The sequence below is a fragment of the Microbacterium sp. cf046 genome (assembly GCF_900114345.1).
Lineage (GTDB): Bacteria > Actinomycetota > Actinomycetes > Actinomycetales > Microbacteriaceae > Microbacterium.
Map to the genome: position 1 here is coordinate 599,200 of NZ_FOZJ01000001.1, position 17,031 is coordinate 616,230.

Sequence of the window (17,031 nt, forward strand, 5' to 3'; positions counted from 1 at the left end):
CTGTTAGCGTCTAATCGACCGAATGGTCGAATAAGCGCACACTGCAGTACGCCCTACCCGACGAAAGCTGGATGACGATGTCCGCCGAGATCCCCGAACCACTTGCCCACCCTGAAGTGCTCGAGGCACCGACGGCGACATTCCTGACGATCCGCTCTCGAGTGAGCACCAGACGCCTCGGCACTGCGTTCTTCATCGTCGGGCTCAGTTGGGTGTTCGCGAACAGCATGGCGTCATCGACGCTGTTCGCGGCGAAGATCGCAATCCTCGATCCCACCAACAAGGTAGGGGTCCTCGCGGTAGCAACGGCGCTCGCGGGAGTGGTGTCCACCCTCGCTCTGTTCTTCTGGGGGGCTATCTCCGATCTGACCCGCAGTCGTCTCGGAAAGCGCACGCCGTGGATCATCTTCGGGGCAGTCTCCGGTGCCGTCGGCCTCGTGCTGATAGGCGTGTCCAACTCGGTCGGGGGTCTACTCGCCGCCTTCCTCGGATACTGCCTGCTGTACAACGCACTTCCCGCGGCAGTGCTCGCCGTCTTCCCCGACCGCATTCCGAGAGAGAAGCGCGGGACCACCTCCGCGATCTACGGCGGCGCTCAGGTCATCGGCGGCGCGGTGGCGGGAATTATCGCGTCGCAATTCATCAGCAACCCGAACCCGCTCTTCTTCGTCGCGTCCGGTGTCATCCTCGTCGGCGGTCTGCTGTTCGTCGTGCTCGCCCCCGACTTCTCGAGCAAAGACGAGCCACGCCAGAGGCTGGATCTGCGCGGCCTCGCCGAGTCGTTCAAGTTCCCCGCGGACGCACCCGACTTCTACTGGGCGTTCGCCGGTCGCTTCCTGCTACTGCTCGGGCTGTTCATGGTGCAGAACTTCCAGCTGTACATCCTCACCGACTACATCGGATTGACCAACGATGAAGCGGGCACCATTCTCGCCCTGGGCGGGTTCGCGAGCCTCATCACAATCGTCATAGGCATCTTCGTCGCCGGCCCGCTCTCCGACAAGATCAAGCGCCGCAAGATGCCGATCTTCATCGCGTCCCTGCTGTTCGGCGTCGCCGTCTTCATCCCGCTGCTGTCGCCGACAGGGACCGCAATGATCATCTTCGCCGCCGTCTCAGGACTCGGACTCGGAGCATTCCTGAGCGTCGACACCGCCCTGATGACCGAGGTGCTGCCGTCAGAAGAGAGCCGCGGTAAAGACCTTGGCATCCTCAACACCGCCAACACCGTCCCCGCCATCATCGCTCCACTGATCACCGCCGGAATCGTCGGGATCGGCCTCGGCTATGTCCCGGTGTTCATCGGCTCACTCATCGTCATCATCATCGGCGCCTTCAGCATCTTCATGATCAAGTCTGTCCGCTAGCACGATGTCGGCGATCGTCTGCAATCCGATCGACCTGCCATACCGCTTCCAAGAGCTGACGGCAGGCCCGTTCTATCGCCGCGTGGTACGAGAGGGTGCCGACCCGTCAGTCATTCATCATCAGGGACGCTTCTACCTGTTCGTGTCGATGTCGGGCGGGTTCTGGCACTCGACGGACCTCAAGAACTGGGACTTCGTCGCCACCCCGACCCTGCCGATCTACGACTACGCGCCCGACGTGCGGATCGTCGACGACCATATGGTCGTGTGCGCCTCGCACCCGACGAAGAAGGGCAACTTCTACCGCACCCGTGATCCGCTCGCCGGGCAATGGGAGCAGATAACGGGCACCTTCACGTTCTGGGACCCCAACCTGTTCCAGGACGACGACGGCCGCGTCTACTTGTACTGGGGATGCTCGGACAAGACCCCGATCAAAGGCGTCGAGCTCGATCGTGCGACCTTCCGGCCGCTCGGCGAGCCCGTCGAGATCATCCACGGGCAGCCCGCCACCCACGGCTGGGAGCGTAAAGGCAAGAACTTCGACCCGAGCGCCGACAAAGTGCCGCTGCCCATGAAGGCGTTCATCAGCGCCAACCCGTTCATCGAGGGCGCGTGGATGACCAAGCACAAGGACCGGTACTACCTGCAGTACTCGGCTCCCGGCACCGAGCTGCACACGTACAGCGACGGCTACTACACGGCCCAGTCGCCACTCGGCCCGTTCACCTTTGCACCGAACTCGCCGTTCTCCTCCAAGCCCGGCGGGTTCATGCCGGGGGCGGGCCACGGTTCGACCTTTCAGGACGAGTTCGGCAACTGGTGGCACGTCGCGACGATGCGGATCTCGAAGAACTTCATGTTCGAGCGCCGCATCGGCGTCTTTCCCGCGGGCTTCGACGATGACGGCGTGCTGTTCTGCAACCAGGAGTTCGCCGACTACCCGATGACCATCCCCGAAGCGCCGGCCGACCCCTGGTCACTGTCGGCACGGTCGATGTTGCTGAATCTCGGGGGGCGGACGATCGCCTCCTCGTCTGATCCCGAGCATGGCCCCGCCCTCGCCGTCGATGAAGACGCCACCACATGGTGGGTCGCGGCGGACGCCAATCACGGGCAGTGGGTCGAGACCGAGCTCCCGCATGGATCGACGGTCCACTCGGTCCAGGTCAACATCGCCGAGCACGACCTTCGCCCGACCGTGAAGCGGTCGCGCAAGGAGACCACGCTGACTGCCCTGTGGCAGCGCCACATCAACCAGACCGAGCCCGCGACCGAGTTCCTGGTGCAGCTCTCGAACGATCGCATCGAGTGGAGCACCGTCTACGACTCGCGCGTCTCCGGGGCGAGCCGCTCCCACGTCTTCGTCGAGCTCGACAAGCCCGACACGTACCGATACGTGAGAGTCACCGGCTTCGCGCAGCCCTACGGCGGGCGTTTCGCCGTCAGTGGCCTACGGGTGTTCGGGATCGGCCCCGGCGAGCCTCCCGCCGCGGTGACGCCGACAGCTCAGCGCACCGGGTCGATGAACACGCGGCTGTCCTGGCCTGCCGTCATCGGCGTGCAGGGCTACAACCTGCGGTACGGCATCGCCGAAGACAAGCTCTACTCCAGCTGGCAGCTCGACGCCCGCACTTCCCACGACCTTGGCGCCCTCAACGCCGGTCACGAGTACTGGATCGCCGTCGACTCGTTCAACGAGAACGGGATCACCCGTGGAACGCCGGTGCGCGTCTCCGCCACACCCAACGAAAGACACTGACATGCCGACCACAACCACCGTCCAGACGTTCGATGAAGCCGTCGCCGCCGTTCGCGCCGGAGTGCTCGAACGTGACGAGGCGACCGAGCAGCTGATCTCGGGGCTGAGCGACGACGAGCTCCTCGGTCTGCTCGATGGTGACATCCCGGTTCGCTCGATGACGAAACTGCCCGGCATGATCAAGGCAGGCGCCATCGGCGCGGCCCAGGTCGAGAGCATCGGCTTTCCCGGCGTGCAGTTCACCGACGGCCCGCGCGGGGTCGTGATCGATGGGTCCACCGCCTTCCCCGTGAGCATTGCCCGCGCGGCGACATGGGACCCCGATCTCGAGCGCGAGGTCGGAACTGCGATGGGCCTCGAAGCCCGCGCGCGAGGGGCCAACTACTCCGGGGCGGTCTGCATCAATCTGCTGCGCCACCCGGCATGGGGACGCGCGCAGGAGTCCTACGGCGAAGACCCGGTCTTGACCGGCCGTATGGGCGTGGGACTCACCAAGGGGCTGCGGCCGAATGTGATGGCCTGCGTCAAGCACTACGCGCTCAACTCGATGGAGAACGCCCGGTTCAGGGTCGACGTCCGCGTCGACGATCACGCCTTGCACGAGGTCTACCTGCCGCACTTCAAGGCGGTTGTGGATGCGGGCGCAGAATCCGTGATGAGCGCGTACAACTCCGTGAACGGCAAGTTCATGGACGTCAACAAGGTCCTCCTCACCGATGTGCTCCGCGACGAGTGGGGGTTCGAGGGCTTCGTCACCAGCGACTGGGTGTTCGGCACGCACGCCGGTGTCGAGAGCCTGGAGGCGGGACTCGACATCGAGATGCCCCTCAAGCTCCTGCGCGCTCGCGAGCTTCCGGGTGCCCTCAAGAACGGCCATCTCGCGCGGGCGACCGTGCTGACCTCGGCACGGCGCATCATGCGCACGATCCTCGGTCACTATGCCGACCGCGACGAGTCCGAGCCGGGTCGGGGTGTCATCGCGGGCGACGCGCACCGCGCACTCGCGCGCCGCGTCGCGACGCAAGGCATGGTGCTCCTGAAGAACGACGCCATCGACGGGTCGCCGCTCCTCCCGTTGAGCCCGTCGATCACACGCCTCGCGGTGATCGGCGCGTTGGCGGACGAGGCGAACACGGGTGACCACGGATCTTCCCTGGTGCACCCGCCGACCACGGTGTCACCGCTGGCCGGCCTGCGCGAGGCGCTGCCGGATGTCGACATCCTTCACGCGGATGGATCCGATCTCACGGCCGCGGCCGTGGCGGCACGGCAAGCGGATGCCGTCATCCTCGTCGTCGGTATGAACCACGACGACGAGGGGGAGCGCGTCGAGAACGACGACATCGACCTCAGCATCCTCGGCTTCCCGTTCACGCTCGCTCCGGTGCGGTGGCTGCTCAGCAAGATGCCGCGCAAGAACAACAGCCAGTTCGGGCGTGGCGGCGACCGGGAGTCGCTCACGCTCCACGCCGCCGACGAACGGCTCGTCGACGCCGTCGTCACGGCGAACCCGAAGACGGCCGTCGTTCTGATCGGCGGGAGCGCCATCATCGTCGAGGCGTGGCGCGCGCGCGTCCCCGCGATCCTGCACGCCTGGTATCCCGGTATGGAGGGCGGTCGCGCGCTCGCCGATGTGCTCACCGGCGCGGAGGAGCCGGGCGGGCGACTGCCGGTTGCGATCCCGACGGACGTCGCGCACCTGCCGTTCTTCGACGCCGAAGCGCGGTCGATCGTCTACGACGCATCGTGGGGGCAGCGCAAGCTCGACGCCGACGGGCACGCCGCGGCCTTCCCCTTCGGCTTCGGTCTGGGCTACACCACCTTCGAGACCGAATTCGTCAGCCACGACGGCGCCACGGCGTCGGTACGGGTGCGCAACACCGGTACCCGGGCGGGTTCCACCGTCGCCCAGGTCTACGCGATCGACACGGCAGCCGACCGGATCGTCCCGCAGCTCGTCGGATTCGCCCGGGTCGCTCTCGACGCGGGCTCGGAGCAGACCGTGGAGATCGGCCTCGACCTGACGCCGACGACACAGCGCGACCCGCAGACCAAGACCTGGTCTGCTCGGCCGGGCACGTGGGCCCTGGTCGCTGCCCTGCACAGTCCGGCGGACGCCACCGGCGGACGGCCGCTCGCGACAAAGAAGGTGAAGTGATGCAGACGGCTGTCATCACCGGCGGAACCGGTGGAATGGGGCTCGCCACCGCCCGGATCCTCGGGCGGGATCACCGGATCGTGCTCGCCGACCTGGACCAAGGGCGGATCGATCGCGCCGTCGCGGAGCTGACCGTTGAGGGGGTGGATGTCGCCGGCTTCGTGTGCGATATCACCGACCGTGCCTCGGTCGAACGACTCTTCGACAGCGCCGCCGACGGAGGCCACCGCGTGCGCGCCGTCGTGCACACCGCAGGGATCAGCCCGCAGATGGGAGCACCCGATCGCATCGCCCGCATCAACGGAATCGGCACCGTCAACGTTGCCCGAGCGTTCCTCACTCACGCGGGCGAGGGCGACGCGCTGGTCAATGTCGCCTCGGTCGCCGGGCACGGCTTTCCGAAGGTGTTGATCCCGTTCCGAGCCTTCCCGTTCGCTGAGACGGACCCTGAGCGGTTCGCACGCGCGGTCGTGAAGCGTTCCCGTGCGCTGGGAAAGAAGCTGCGATCGGGTCTGGCCTACGGCATCAGCAAGTCGTTCGTGATCTGGTACACCCGGCGTCTGGCCGTGGCGTTCGGACAGCGCGGGGCTCGAATCGTCTCCGTCTCGCCGGGCAGTTTCGACACCTCGATGGGGCAGCTCGAGAAGGATCACGGCGCTTCCGAGTTCCTCAAGGTTTCGGCGATCAAGCGCTTCGGCCGGCCTGAGGAGATCGCCGCGGTCCTCGCGTTCTGCGCGAGCGACGCCCCCGGGTACCTCACCGGGACCGACATCCTCGTGGATGGCGGAACCCGCGCCGGCCAGGAATTCCGGAAGCGATGATGAGCCTTCGGGCGGGGCACCTCAGAACGAACGCCCGCGTGCGCCCTCTCGGAATGGACTCGCGGCGCCCCGAATTCGCATGGAAACTGCAGACCGAAGCGTCCGAGGTCATCCAGACCGCCTACGAGATCGAGCTGGCGGCATCCGAGGATTTCGACTCGCCCCCGCTGTGGGGCAGCGGCCGCGTCCCCTCCGACCTGCCGTTCGGGGCGGTCTACGGCGGACCCGAGCTCGAGTCGATGACGCGGTACTGGTGGCGGGTGCGCGTCGCCTGGAGCGGCAATGGCCGGGCGCAGCCGGTGTCGCAGTGGAGCGATCCGGACTGGTTCGAGACCGGCATCCTCGATCCCGTGCTCTGGTCGGCTGAGTGGATCAGCGGCCCGGCGCCGTCATCGAAGAAGGACGACCCGGTGCTGTACCTGCGCGGCGCGGTGGAACTCTCCACCGAGGTCGTCCGAGCGCGCGCCTACGCGAGCGCCCTCGGCTGGTATCGCCTCTTCGTGAACGGGCACGACATCACCGGCGATGACCAGGTTCCGCGATTCACACCTTTGTCCGAGGTCGTCGAATACCAGACCTACGACGTGACGGATGCGCTGCGGGCCGGGCGCAATATCCTGGCGGTCGCTGTCGGAGATGGCAGGTACCGCGGAGGGCTCGGCCTGACCGGTTCGCGCGCAGTGTACGGCGACCGCATCGGGGCATTCGCGCAGTTCGAGATCACGCTCGCCGACGGCACGACGGTGCGCACACAGACCGACGGCGCCTGGTTCGCCGGGCCGGGACGGATCACGGGATCCGACCCGAAGAACGGCGAACGCGCCGACCTGCGTATCCCCGACAGCGACTGGCTCACCGGAGCCGAGGTGCCGGCCCGCTTCGCACGCGCTGAAGTCCTGCCCGACGATGGCCACGCGCTGATCGCTGAAGAGGTCGATCGCGTCCGAGGCGTCGAGCGGCTCTGCGCCACGGTCTCTCGCGCCCCGTCCGGGGCCCAGCTCCTCGACTTCGGGCAGAACTTCTCCGGCGTCGTGCGAATGCGGCTACGAGGACCAAGCGGCACCGTGGTTCAGCTCACGCACGGCGAACTGCTGACGCCGGCAGGCGAACTAGACGTGAAGTCGTTCACCGACGGCTTCCAGTTCTTTCAGCGGGATGTCGTCACCCTGTCGTCCAAACCCGAATGGTGGCAGCCGTCGTTCACCACGCACGGGTTCCGCTACGTGGAGGTGACCGGACTTTCCGACACGATCGACCCCGCCGACGTTGAAGGCGTCGTGGTTTCCACGGACTTCGCGCACACCGGCACCTTCGAATCGTCCGACCCTCGGCTTAACCAACTCCACCACAACGTCGTGTGGAGCGTGATCTCCAACTTCACCGACACGCCCACCGACTGCCCCACGCGCGAGCGCGCAGGCTGGACCGGCGACATCCAGGCGTTCAGCCCGACCGCGGCAGTGCTCGTGGACTCGCAGGCGTTCCTGCACAGGTACCTGCGGAATCTGGCCATCGAGCAGTTCGACGACGGCTTCGTCCCCATCTATGTCCCCAGCCAAGCTCCGATCAAGAAGAGCGTCGGGCGCACGATGGTCCACTACATGTCGGGTGCCGTTGGCTGGTCGGACGCGGCCGTCATCCTGCCGTGGACTCTATACACCTACTACGGAGACCTGCAACTGCTGGCACGGCAGTACGACAGCATGCGGATGAGAGTCGACGGCATGGCTCGTCGCGCTGCCAAGAAGCGACGCGGCGGACGCTACATCCTCAACAGCGGCTTCCACTTCGGCGAGTGGCTGCGACCGGGCGACAACGCGCTGAAGACCATCGCTGGGCACATGGTCCGCTCGCCCGCCGAGATCGCGACCGCGTACTTCGCGCACTCGGCCGCGATCCTCGCTCAAGCCGCCGACGTGCTCGGCCGCCGGGTGGATGCCGAGCGCTACCGCACACTCTCCGCGAAGGTCGCGGCGGCGTGGCGAGATGCCTACGTGCACGCCGATGGCACCGTTGCGCTCGACCGCCAGGACGACTATGTGCGCGCGCTCGCGTTCGATCTGGTGCGGCCCGAGCAGCGGCAACGAACCGTGGAACGCCTCGTCGAGCTCATCCGAGAGAACGGGAACCACATCACCACGGGATTCCTATCGACGCCCATGCTCCTGCAGGTCCTCGTCGACGGCGGTCGTTCCGATGTCGCCCTCGATCTGCTCTTCCAGAACACGTCACCGTCATGGCTGTATCAGGTGGAGCGCGGCGCCACCACGGTGTGGGAGACATGGGAGGGCTACAAAGACGACGGCTACGGCAAGGCCTCGCACAACCACTACGCCTTCGGGGCCGTAGCCCGATGGCTTACGGAAGGACTTGCCGGGTTGTCGCCGGCCGCCCCCGGGTATCGCGAAATCCTCATCGCTCCGGTCTTGGCTCCCCAACTGCAGTCTGCCGGCACCACAGTAGACACTCCGTTCGGTGAGGCGACCAGTAGATGGCAACGGGAAGGCGACACCCTCGTCCTGGAAGTGACCGTGCCTGCAGGGACGACCGCCCGCATCATGACCCCGTGGGAGACGCGTGCTGTGGGCTCAGGCAACCACATCTTGAAGGGTCAGGACATGGCCGCGATCGCGTCCGCATGATGGTCCTCAGGATCGGAGTCCTCGGCGCCGCGCGGATCAACCGCTCGGCGTTGCTGTCGCCAGCGCGCCGCACGTCCGGGGTGGCGATCGCTGCGATCGCCGCCCGCGACCCGGAACGAGCGACATCGTATGCACGACGGCACAGCATCCCCATCGTGCACCACACGTACGAGGCGATCCTCCAAGACCCCGACATAGACGCGGTCTACGTGCCGCTCCCCGCCGCCCTTCACGGAACATGGACCTTGGCCGCCATCGCGGCCGGCAAGCACGTCCTGTGCGAGAAGCCGTTCACGGCGAACGCGGACGAAGCGCGCGCGGTGCGGGCTGCTGCCGAAGGATCGGGGCTCGTGATCATGGAGGCGCATCACACGTCGTTCCATCCCTTCACGGCTCGGCTGCGGGATGTCGTGCGATCCGGCGAACTCGGCGACATCCGCAGCGCCTCCGCCTGGTTCCACGCGCCGATCCCGCCAGGAAACGACATCCGCTGGGATCGGGGCCTCGGCGGCGGCTCCGTCATGGACCTCGGCGTCTACCCGGTCCGCCTGATCCGCGACGTCATCGGAGAGCCGACCGTCCGCAGCGCCGTCGCGCTCCGCCGCGGCGACATCGACCGGCGGATGACCGCACACCTCGACATCGAGGGGATCGACGCCCGCGTCGACTGCGGAATGTGGTCTTCCCGTCCCTTCGCGCTCGGTTTCGAGGTCGTCGGTTCGCGGGCAAGGATGCGGGTGGCGTGGCCATATCATCCACAGGCGGGCGGCAGGATCCGGATCGACGGCCCGCAGGTTCGACGCCGCGAGCGGGCAGATCGCAAGAGCAGCTACCGCTACCAGCTCGAGGCGTTCCGCGATGCGATCTCGGCGGGGGTAGAGAACCTCCACGGCGTCGACGAAGCCGTCGCGACCATGGACGTCGTGGACGACATCTACAGGGCGTCTGGGATGAATCCGCGCCGGCCTCTGATGCCGCCGCCCACTGCGATGATCTGATCACCCAGAGATCTTTGAGCCCTGGCGCAGCGGCCTCCCGTGCGCCAGGCTCGGACTGTGAAGATTCCAGAACAGCCGGCGGCGGGCGTGCGGATAGGCGGCGTTCCCGCGACGGAGTGGATTCTCGCTCACCGTCGAGAACTCGTCGACACGGCGCTCGCAGAGCTGCGCGACTCCGCCGTCGGTGACGACAGCCAGCGTGTGGCGCAGCTGCGCTGGATCATGGACTACAACGTCGGACTGTTCGCTCGGGTGTTCACCGGCGAGACCGTCCTGGATGAGGGTTCCGCGTCAGAGCTCGTTGCATCGGCGGCAGTCCGCGCAGGCGAGGGATTCCCGGTCGAGAACCTGCTGGAGACCTACGTCGGAGGGACCGCGGCGATCTGGCGACACATGGCTTCGAGCGCCCGGCCCGACGAGCTCGATGACCTGATCACACTCACCGGTGCACTGTTCGACTACCTGCGCGGTGTGATGGCCCTCGTCGTGCGCGGCTTCGAGCGCGAGGCGTCTCGCGTGCGCCTGGGCGAACGGGATGCGCGCTACGCGGTGTATTCGGCGCTCCTTGCCGGTGGTGATCTGGATCAGGCTGCGGCGCGGTCCGGGCTGCCGGTCGCCCCTCGGTACCTCGTCCTTGCCCTTCACATGGGCCCGGATGCGGCGGGCTCCGACCGCTCTTCTCATGTCGTGTCGGCACGCCGGGGCAACGCACTGCTGCAAACGCTCGACCAACTCTCAAGCGGTGAGGTGCTCGCCGTCATCGGGGATCCCCATGGGACGGCACTCATCCCGCTGCCTGCTGAGTCGGGCGGCGACGAGTCAACTCGGGTGCGGGCGGCGATCGAACGGCTCGCACAGAACCTGGATGTCGCCATACACGCCGGTGCGGTCTTCGCCACGGCATCCGAGGTGCGCGATGCGGCTGCCCTGGCCGAGGAGATCCTGCAGCTGGTGCTGGCGATCGACTTCGCTGGCGGGGCGTGGTTCCTCGATGACGTGCTCCTCCCGTACCAACTGACGCGCCCTGGGCCCGCACGCGAAATGCTCCGCCAGCGGTTGGCGGTGGTGGAGCAGCATCCCGACTGGGATGCCACGCTGCGAGCCGCCTCGCGCAACGGATGGGACCGCAGTCGAACGGCGCACGCGCTGCACGTGCACCCGAACACCGTGGACTACCGACTCCGTCGGATGGCGGAAGCCACCGGTCTCGACACGGGAGATCCCGCGCAGCGCGCCGTCGTGCTCGCGGCCATGTACGTACGGGCGATGGACGTCTGACCGCCAACGGTTTTGTAGATCTCACAAAGGGACGTGCTCAAGTCGCACCTGATGTGCGTATCCGTCGACGGCGGACTCGCTCAGACTCGAAGAGCCTTGTCAGTACAGCGTCGTCATCGAGGAGTTCCCGTGGCCGTAGAGCCTCTCACCCACGTACCCGAAGCCGCCATTCGGTCCCGAACCGGCATGCTCCGCGTCGGCATCGCCATGATGCTCGGCACGGTCGCGTACATCCTGCCGTTCAGTGCGGGCAGCGCCATCCTGATCCCCGCACGGATCGCGAACACGAACCCCGACGACAAGATCCAGCTGCTCGCCGTGCTCACAGCAGTCGCTGCGCTGGTCGCGATGGTGTCGGCGGTCATCTTCGGGACCTTCTCGGATCACACACGCACCCGGTTCGGCGCGCGTTCGCCGTGGATTGTGGGCGGAGCCATCGCGGCGGCGATTCTCCTGATCCCGGTGTCACTGGCCGACAGCTTCGGCTGGCTGTCGTTCTGGTGGTGCCTGGTGATCGCGGCACTGAACGCGACCGGTGCATCCGTCGCCGCCATCCTTCCCGACCGTGTTCCGCACCACCGACGCGCGAGTGTAGCGGCGCTGGTCGGCATCGGCCTCCTGCTCGGGACCGCGGTGGGCACGGTCGTCGGCTCGGTCTTCGTCGACAACCTCACCCTCGGGTTCCAGGTCGCGGGGGCGCTGTTCGTGCTCCTCGCCGTGGCGACCGTGCTGATCGCCCCCGACTACTCGAACGCCGGCGCGACGCGCGAGCGCATCCGGTTCAGCGAGGTCGCGGCATCCTTCCGATTCCCCCGCCACGCGCGCGACTTCTACCTCGTACTGTGGGGCCGGCTGCTGCTCGTCCTCGGCTACTTCATGATCAACAGCTTCCAGCTGTACATCTTCACCGACTACGTCGGTATGGCCGAAGCGGATGCCGCCGCCGCCGTCCGCCTCAACTCGCTCATCTTCCTCGGCACGGCGCTTCTCGGCGCCGCCGCCGCAGGGCCGATCTCGGACCGTCTGCAGCGCCGCAGGCTGCCCGTCATCGTGGCGTCGCTGATAGCCGTCGCCGCCGGGGCCGCCCCGATGATCTCGGCGACGCACACCGGGATGCTGTGGTTCGCCGTTCTCGGCGGAATGGCGTTCGGCTCGTACTACGCCGTCGATGCCGCACTCACCAGCGAGGTGCTGCCCAGCGCCGAGTCGAGGGCACGCGACCTCGGCATCCTCAACATCGCGAACACCGGCGGCCAGGCTCTCGCCCCCGTCGCCAGCGCGGCCTCGTCGCGTTGGGCTTCGGCTTCTTTCCCGTCTTCATCGGGGCGATGGCTTTCTGCGCGGTCAGCGCCGCTTTCATCGCCCCGATCAGATCCGTCCGCTGACGTCCTGAAAGGCACCAGACATGGCACTCGCTACCGCCCCGGACGGCTTCGTCACCGTCGAACTGCTGACCGAATGGCAGCAGAACCTCGACCGGCGCGGCCTTCGCGCCACGGGCTCCGCTGCACATGCCGACTACATCGACGACCTCGCCCGCCGGCTGACCGAGGCTGGAGTCGATCGAGTGTGGACCGAGGCCGTTCCGATGCGACGGTGGACGCCGGAGGGATGGTCACTCCGTGCCGACGGCGACGACATCCAGGTCATCTCACCCGTGCCGTATTCAGGTTCGACGGCGTCAGACGGCGTGACGGGTCCACTTTCCTCCGACCCGGGCGAGGGCGTGATCGGCGTCGTACGGGTGACGCTGCCGCCCTACAACGCGGGCATGTTCGACATGCTCGATTGGGGCGCCCCGGCGCTGCCCGTGCATCCCGTCGATTACAGCGCCGCCGACCCGTACGAGCGGATCTGGCTCAGCCAGGACGAGATGCGCGCACAGCTCGCGCGATTCGTCGCCGGCGGCGCTGCCGGTCTGATCATCTCGGTGGATCTTCCCGCCGATGAGCTCACCGACGCCTACCTTCTCTACGACGGCGTGCACCGCGGGCTCCCGGCCCTGTTCGTCGGCCGCGAAGAGGGGGATGCGCTGCTGTCGCGCGTTGGCGCGGCGGCGACGCTCACTCTCGAGGCGTCGATCAAGGAGGTTGAGACGCACAACATCCTCGGGTTCATCCCCGGCGCGAGCGACGAGCTCGTGGTGATCCAGTCGCACACCGATGGGCCCAACGGACTCGAAGACAACGGCCCCGAGGCGATCATCGCCATGGCTGCGCACCTCGCAGGGATCCCCACGGGCGAGTTGGACCGCGGCATCCTGATCCTGCTCACCACCGGTCACTTCGCCATCGAAGAGGCGTGGGGAGTCGAAGCGTTCCTCGCCACGCACCGCGACGACCTCGTTCCCCGGATCGCCGCCGCTTTGTGCCTCGAGCACCTAGGCGCGCGCGTGGCTCCCGAGGGCTGGTCCGGCCATCGAGATGATCAGGAGTACGAATTCGGATGCTGCTTCACCACCCACCACGAGCCGGTCATCGCGGCGATGCGAAAGGCGCTGGACGCCGCTCACGTCACCGAATCGCGCGTGGTGCGTCCCTTCGTGCCCGACCTCACCGGCCGATCTCCTGACGGGTTGACCTGGCCAGGCGACGGCTGCCCGTTCTGGCACGCCGCCGGACTGCCCGCCGCGAACTTCATCACCGGACCCGGCTATCTGCTCAATGCCGAACCGGTCGCGCACCTCATCGACATCGAAGCCATGCGCCGCCAGCTCATCGCCTTCACGGCCGCCGCCCGCGAACTCAGTGCGGTGCCGTGGGACCGACTGCGCGGATCCGACCGGGTGCCGGCATCGATCCGCGCCGGGCGATGATCGCGCCCCCGAGCGAGGAATGGAATCTCGGCGCGCCTGTTCGGGGGTACCGCTGGGCATCACCCGCCCCTCGCGGGCGAGTCCTCCTTCAGCACGGCTACGGCGAATACGCCGAACGTTTCGTGCATCGATATCACGAGCTGATCCCACACCTTCTCGCGGCGGGCTTCGACGTCTACGCCATCGACCTTCGGGGTCACGGCAGATCGGAAGGACGGCGAGGATCGCTCGACGTGCGGGAGGCCGCGCGCCACCACCTCGCGGCGAAGCGTGCCCTCACCGGCAACGGGCCGCTCCTGCTGTTCGGGCACTCGCTCGGCGGGCTCGTCACCGCGCACACGGTCGTCGCGGATCCCGCCGGCGTGGCGGGGGTCGTGCTCACCAGCCCGGCTCTTCCGAAACCGGCCGGGCCAGTGCTACGCGGGTTCGCTGGCGTGTTCGCCACCATCGCGCCTCACGCGCCCGCGCCACTGCGAGCGGCACCGCCGTCGTCGCTGTCACGACTGGCGGACAACTCCGACCTCTACGCGAACGATCCGTTGATCTACAAGGGCAGGCTCACGAACCTGACCGCACGGACGTCGCTCGTCGCGGCAGCAGACGTGTGGCGCGGTGCGGCGTCCTGGACGATACCCACACTCATCCTGCACGGCGCCGATGACCGTTCCACGGATCCGGACGGCAGCAGACGGCTCTTCGATGCGATCACGAGCGGTGATAAGACGTTGGAGATCGTCGAAGGCGGGTGTCACGAGCTTCTCAACGACCTCGACCGCGACCGTATCCGCGCCCTGGTTCTCGATTGGATGCATGCGCACGTGGCCGCGTTGCACTGACCGCGCACAGGGCGGACTGCGCAGTGCCGTCCACTTCGGGCGAACTGGAGGATCGGCTGATTCCGACGTCACACTGGATGTGAAACACGCCAAGGTGTCTCGCGAGTGGGCGATCGAGTCCACCAGCTTCGTGCCCACATCGTGCCCACAACTGAACACGAATCAGCCCGATCGAAACGGATCGAGACGTCATTCCGCAAGGCGCCAAACCGCGATACTTCGGGGTTTTCCGGCCGAAGGGGAACGAGCGCGATCGAACCTCTTTGGGTTCAAATCCCACCGTCACCGCCATAAGTCCCTGATCAGATGATTTCTCTTGCTTCCGCCGCACGGAAGTGAGTAAAGGCGTCTGCCACTAGCTGGGCTACCGCGTTCATAGGGGCAGCGGACGGTCCTGGACGACCTTCTTCATGACCAGGGTGGTGCTGAGCCGTTGTACGCCTGGGAGGGCGCTGAGTTCGTCGTCGTAGAGGCGCTGGAAGTGGGTGAGGTCGGCGGCGACGACGCGCAACAGGTAGTCGGGGTTGCCGAAAAGCCGCTGTGCGAGGGTGACGTGTGCGACCTGGGCGACTGCTCGTTCGAACACGCTGATCGTTTCTCGGGTGGCCTCGCGCATCGTGACGAAGATCAGCGTCTCGAATCCGAGGTCGACCGCGACGGGATCCAGGATTGCGCGGTACCCGCTGATCACGCCGGAACGCTCCAGGTCTCGCAGTCGCCGATGACACGGGGACACGCTGAGCTTCACGCGTTCGGCCAGTTCTGTGACGGTCAATCGACCATCGTTCTGAAGTTCGGCAAGAATCTTCCGGTCGACGGCGTCCATGAGTTGAATTCTTGCTCATATTCCGCGGGGATGGCGCAAAGTAGGGAACACCTTCGGGCGAATTGTTCCTACTCTTTCCGTGGAGACGGAGTGGAGGCCATCATGGGGCTGGCAGGGATCGCAGCGTTCTGGGGAATGTCGATGCTGTTCGTGATCACGCCGGGCGCGGACTGGGCGTACGCGATCACGGCGGGGATGAGACAGCGCACGTTGCCGGCTGTCGGCGGGATGCTGACGGGCCATGTGGCGGCGACGCTGATCGTGGCGGCGGGGGTCGGGGCGCTGATCAGCGGGCTGCCGGCCGCCCTGACAGTGCTGACGGTGGCGGGGGCGCTGTACCTCGTCTGGTTGGGCATCGGCACGCTGCGACGGCCGGCCGTCGTGTACGCCGGTGAGCAGGTGGCCGCGACCTCGTCGGCGACCTGGTGGTGGAAGGGGTTCGGAGTGAGCGGTCTCAACCCGAAGGTGTTCCTGCTCTTTCTCGCGATCCTTCCGCAGTTCACCGACCGCACGTCCGATTGGCCGCTCGCCGCACAGATCGTCGTGCTGGGCCTCGTGCATGTCGCCAGCTGCGCGGTGGTCTACCTCGCGGTCGGGTTCGGAGCGGACAGTATGCTGCGCTCGCGCCCCACGGCGGCTCGTTTCGTCAGTCGGGTGTCGGGCATCGCGATGATCGCGATCGGCGCGTTCCTGCTGATCGAGCGTCTCGTCCTGTAGCCGGCCACGTACGATCCGACCGTGACCGCATACTTCGAACGCCTCGACCGAGCGTCCTTTCGGGCGACCCCCGCGGTCCAAGGCGCCTGGAACACGGCCGAGCAGCACGTCGCCCCCGCGCTCGGACTGCTCACCCACTGCGTCGAGCTGGATCGCGATTCCCGCCGTGTCGATGACCTCCGGGTCGCCCGCCTGTCGTTCGACATCCTCGGCACCCTCCCGATCGGCGTCGTCGACCTCGACGTCCGCGTCCTCCGGGCCGGGCGCACCATCGAACTCGTCGGGGCGACCCTCAGCCACAACGGCCGCGCTGCGGTCGTCCTCCGCGCCTGGCTGCTCGCGCCCGGTGACACGGCGTCGATCGCCGGGGGTGACTTCCCGACCATCCCGGCACCGGACGATCTCGAGTCGTGGCACGCCGAAGGCCTCTGGCCGGGCGAATTCGTCCGCACCGTCGACGCCCGCCGCGCCGAAACCGCTCCGGGACGCGCCCAGTTCTGGCTGCGACCCGGCGTGCCCCTTCTGAACGGCGAACCGATCAGCTCCACCGCCCGTGCGCTCAGCATCCTCGACATCGCCAACGGCATCGCCCCACGCCACCCGCCGACCGCCGTCGCCTTTCCCAACCTCGACACCACCGTGCACCTTTTCACTGAACCCCGGGGTGAGTGGCTCGGGTTCGACACCACGGTCACCTTCGGCACAAACGGGATCGGACTCACCCACTCCGTGCTGCACGACGAGCACGGCCCGATCGGCACGATGCAGCAGATCCTCACCCTCCGGCCGCGGGCATAGACCGGCCGGCGAC

At 67.1% G+C, this 17,031-nt stretch carries 12 protein-coding genes and 1 pseudogene; 12 read left to right on the top strand and 1 reads right to left on the bottom strand.

From position 1 onward, the window contains the following. The first annotated feature begins 71 nt into the window (after nt 1-71). The 10 genes and pseudogenes from BM349_RS02775 (at nt 72) to BM349_RS02820 (ending at nt 14,677) form a co-directional block, all read left to right on the top strand. Nucleotides 72-1,367, top strand: coding sequence for an MFS transporter (locus BM349_RS02775; protein ID WP_091702468.1), 1,296 nt, complete (start codon nt 72-74; stop codon nt 1,365-1,367). 4 nt (nt 1,368-1,371) lie between these two features. Continuing rightward, a complete protein-coding gene (locus BM349_RS02780; RefSeq protein ID WP_091702473.1) occupies nt 1,372-3,129 on the top strand; it encodes a family 43 glycosylhydrolase in 1,758 nt (585 codons plus the stop codon). 1 nt (nt 3,130) lies between these two features. Next, a complete protein-coding gene (locus BM349_RS02785; RefSeq protein ID WP_091702476.1) occupies nt 3,131-5,287 on the top strand; it encodes a beta-glucosidase family protein in 2,157 nt (718 codons plus the stop codon). Further along, complete coding sequence (locus BM349_RS02790) at nt 5,287-6,108, top strand: SDR family NAD(P)-dependent oxidoreductase (protein ID WP_091702479.1); 822 nt, start codon at nt 5,287-5,289, stop codon at nt 6,106-6,108. The genes BM349_RS02785 and BM349_RS02790 overlap by 1 nt, the downstream gene beginning before the upstream one ends. Nucleotides 6,109-6,161: 53 nt before the next feature. Beyond that, the gene (locus tag BM349_RS02795; protein ID WP_175525170.1) at nt 6,162-8,750 is read left to right on the top strand and encodes an alpha-L-rhamnosidase; all 2,589 of its coding nucleotides are present in this window, start codon (nt 6,162-6,164) and stop codon (nt 8,748-8,750) included. Beyond that, on the top strand, nt 8,747-9,748 hold the full coding sequence (locus BM349_RS02800) for a Gfo/Idh/MocA family protein (protein WP_217645640.1): 1,002 nt from the start codon (nt 8,747-8,749) through the stop codon (nt 9,746-9,748). Before BM349_RS02795 ends, BM349_RS02800 begins: the two co-directional genes overlap by 4 nt. Nucleotides 9,749-9,805: 57 nt before the next feature. Beyond that, nucleotides 9,806-11,026, top strand: coding sequence for a PucR family transcriptional regulator (locus BM349_RS02805; RefSeq protein WP_139230866.1), 1,221 nt, complete (start codon nt 9,806-9,808; stop codon nt 11,024-11,026). Nucleotides 11,027-11,374: 348 nt separating this feature from the next. Then, nucleotides 11,375-12,235 (top strand): annotated as a pseudogene (locus BM349_RS19075) (MFS transporter); the annotation flags it as partial. A 196-nt stretch (nt 12,236-12,431) separates the two neighbouring features. Next, a complete protein-coding gene (locus tag BM349_RS02815) occupies nt 12,432-13,841 on the top strand; it encodes a zinc-binding metallopeptidase family protein (RefSeq protein ID WP_254773696.1) in 1,410 nt (469 codons plus the stop codon). Beyond that, entirely contained in the window at nt 13,838-14,677 is an 840-nt protein-coding gene (locus tag BM349_RS02820) for an alpha/beta hydrolase (RefSeq protein ID WP_091704801.1), read from the top strand. The genes BM349_RS02815 and BM349_RS02820 overlap by 4 nt, the downstream gene beginning before the upstream one ends. Nucleotides 14,678-15,050: 373 nt before the next feature. Here BM349_RS02820 and BM349_RS02825 read toward each other — a convergent pair whose 3' ends face one another. Continuing rightward, nucleotides 15,051-15,503, bottom strand: a complete 453-nt coding sequence (locus BM349_RS02825; RefSeq protein WP_091702500.1) for an Lrp/AsnC family transcriptional regulator — start codon at nt 15,501-15,503, stop codon at nt 15,051-15,053. A gap of 102 nt (nt 15,504-15,605) precedes the next feature. On the opposite strand from BM349_RS02825, the gene BM349_RS02830 reads away from it, so the two are divergent. Together BM349_RS02830 and BM349_RS02835 are read left to right on the top strand one after the other, a co-directional pair. Further along, nucleotides 15,606-16,220: a LysE family translocator gene (locus tag BM349_RS02830; protein ID WP_091704805.1), complete on the top strand. Its 615-nt coding sequence runs from the start codon at nt 15,606-15,608 to the stop codon at nt 16,218-16,220. A 21-nt stretch (nt 16,221-16,241) separates the two neighbouring features. After that, nucleotides 16,242-17,018, top strand: a complete 777-nt coding sequence (locus BM349_RS02835; RefSeq protein WP_091702504.1) for a thioesterase family protein — start codon at nt 16,242-16,244, stop codon at nt 17,016-17,018. Nucleotides 17,019-17,031: the final 13 nt, after the last annotated feature.

Bases quoted from the DNA above. Each gene is read 5' to 3' on its own strand.
- BM349_RS02790 (WP_091702479.1), top strand. From the start codon at position 5,287: ATGCAGACGGCTGTCATCACCGGCGGAACCGGTGGAATGGGGCTCGCC.
- BM349_RS02785 (WP_091702476.1), top strand. From the start codon at position 3,131: ATGCCGACCACAACCACCGTCCAGACGTTCGATGAAGCCGTCGCCGCC.
- BM349_RS02795 (WP_175525170.1), top strand. From the start codon at position 6,162: ATGGACTCGCGGCGCCCCGAATTCGCATGGAAACTGCAGACCGAAGCG.
- BM349_RS02775 (WP_091702468.1), top strand. From the start codon at position 72: ATGACGATGTCCGCCGAGATCCCCGAACCACTTGCCCACCCTGAAGTG.
- BM349_RS02780 (WP_091702473.1), top strand. From the start codon at position 1,372: ATGTCGGCGATCGTCTGCAATCCGATCGACCTGCCATACCGCTTCCAA.
- BM349_RS02825 (WP_091702500.1), bottom strand. From the start codon at position 15,503: ATGGACGCCGTCGACCGGAAGATTCTTGCCGAACTTCAGAACGATGGT.
- BM349_RS02820 (WP_091704801.1), top strand. From the start codon at position 13,838: ATGATCGCGCCCCCGAGCGAGGAATGGAATCTCGGCGCGCCTGTTCGG.
- BM349_RS02830 (WP_091704805.1), top strand. From the start codon at position 15,606: ATGGGGCTGGCAGGGATCGCAGCGTTCTGGGGAATGTCGATGCTGTTC.
- BM349_RS02800 (WP_217645640.1), top strand. From the start codon at position 8,747: ATGATGGTCCTCAGGATCGGAGTCCTCGGCGCCGCGCGGATCAACCGC.
- BM349_RS02815 (WP_254773696.1), top strand. From the start codon at position 12,432: ATGGCACTCGCTACCGCCCCGGACGGCTTCGTCACCGTCGAACTGCTG.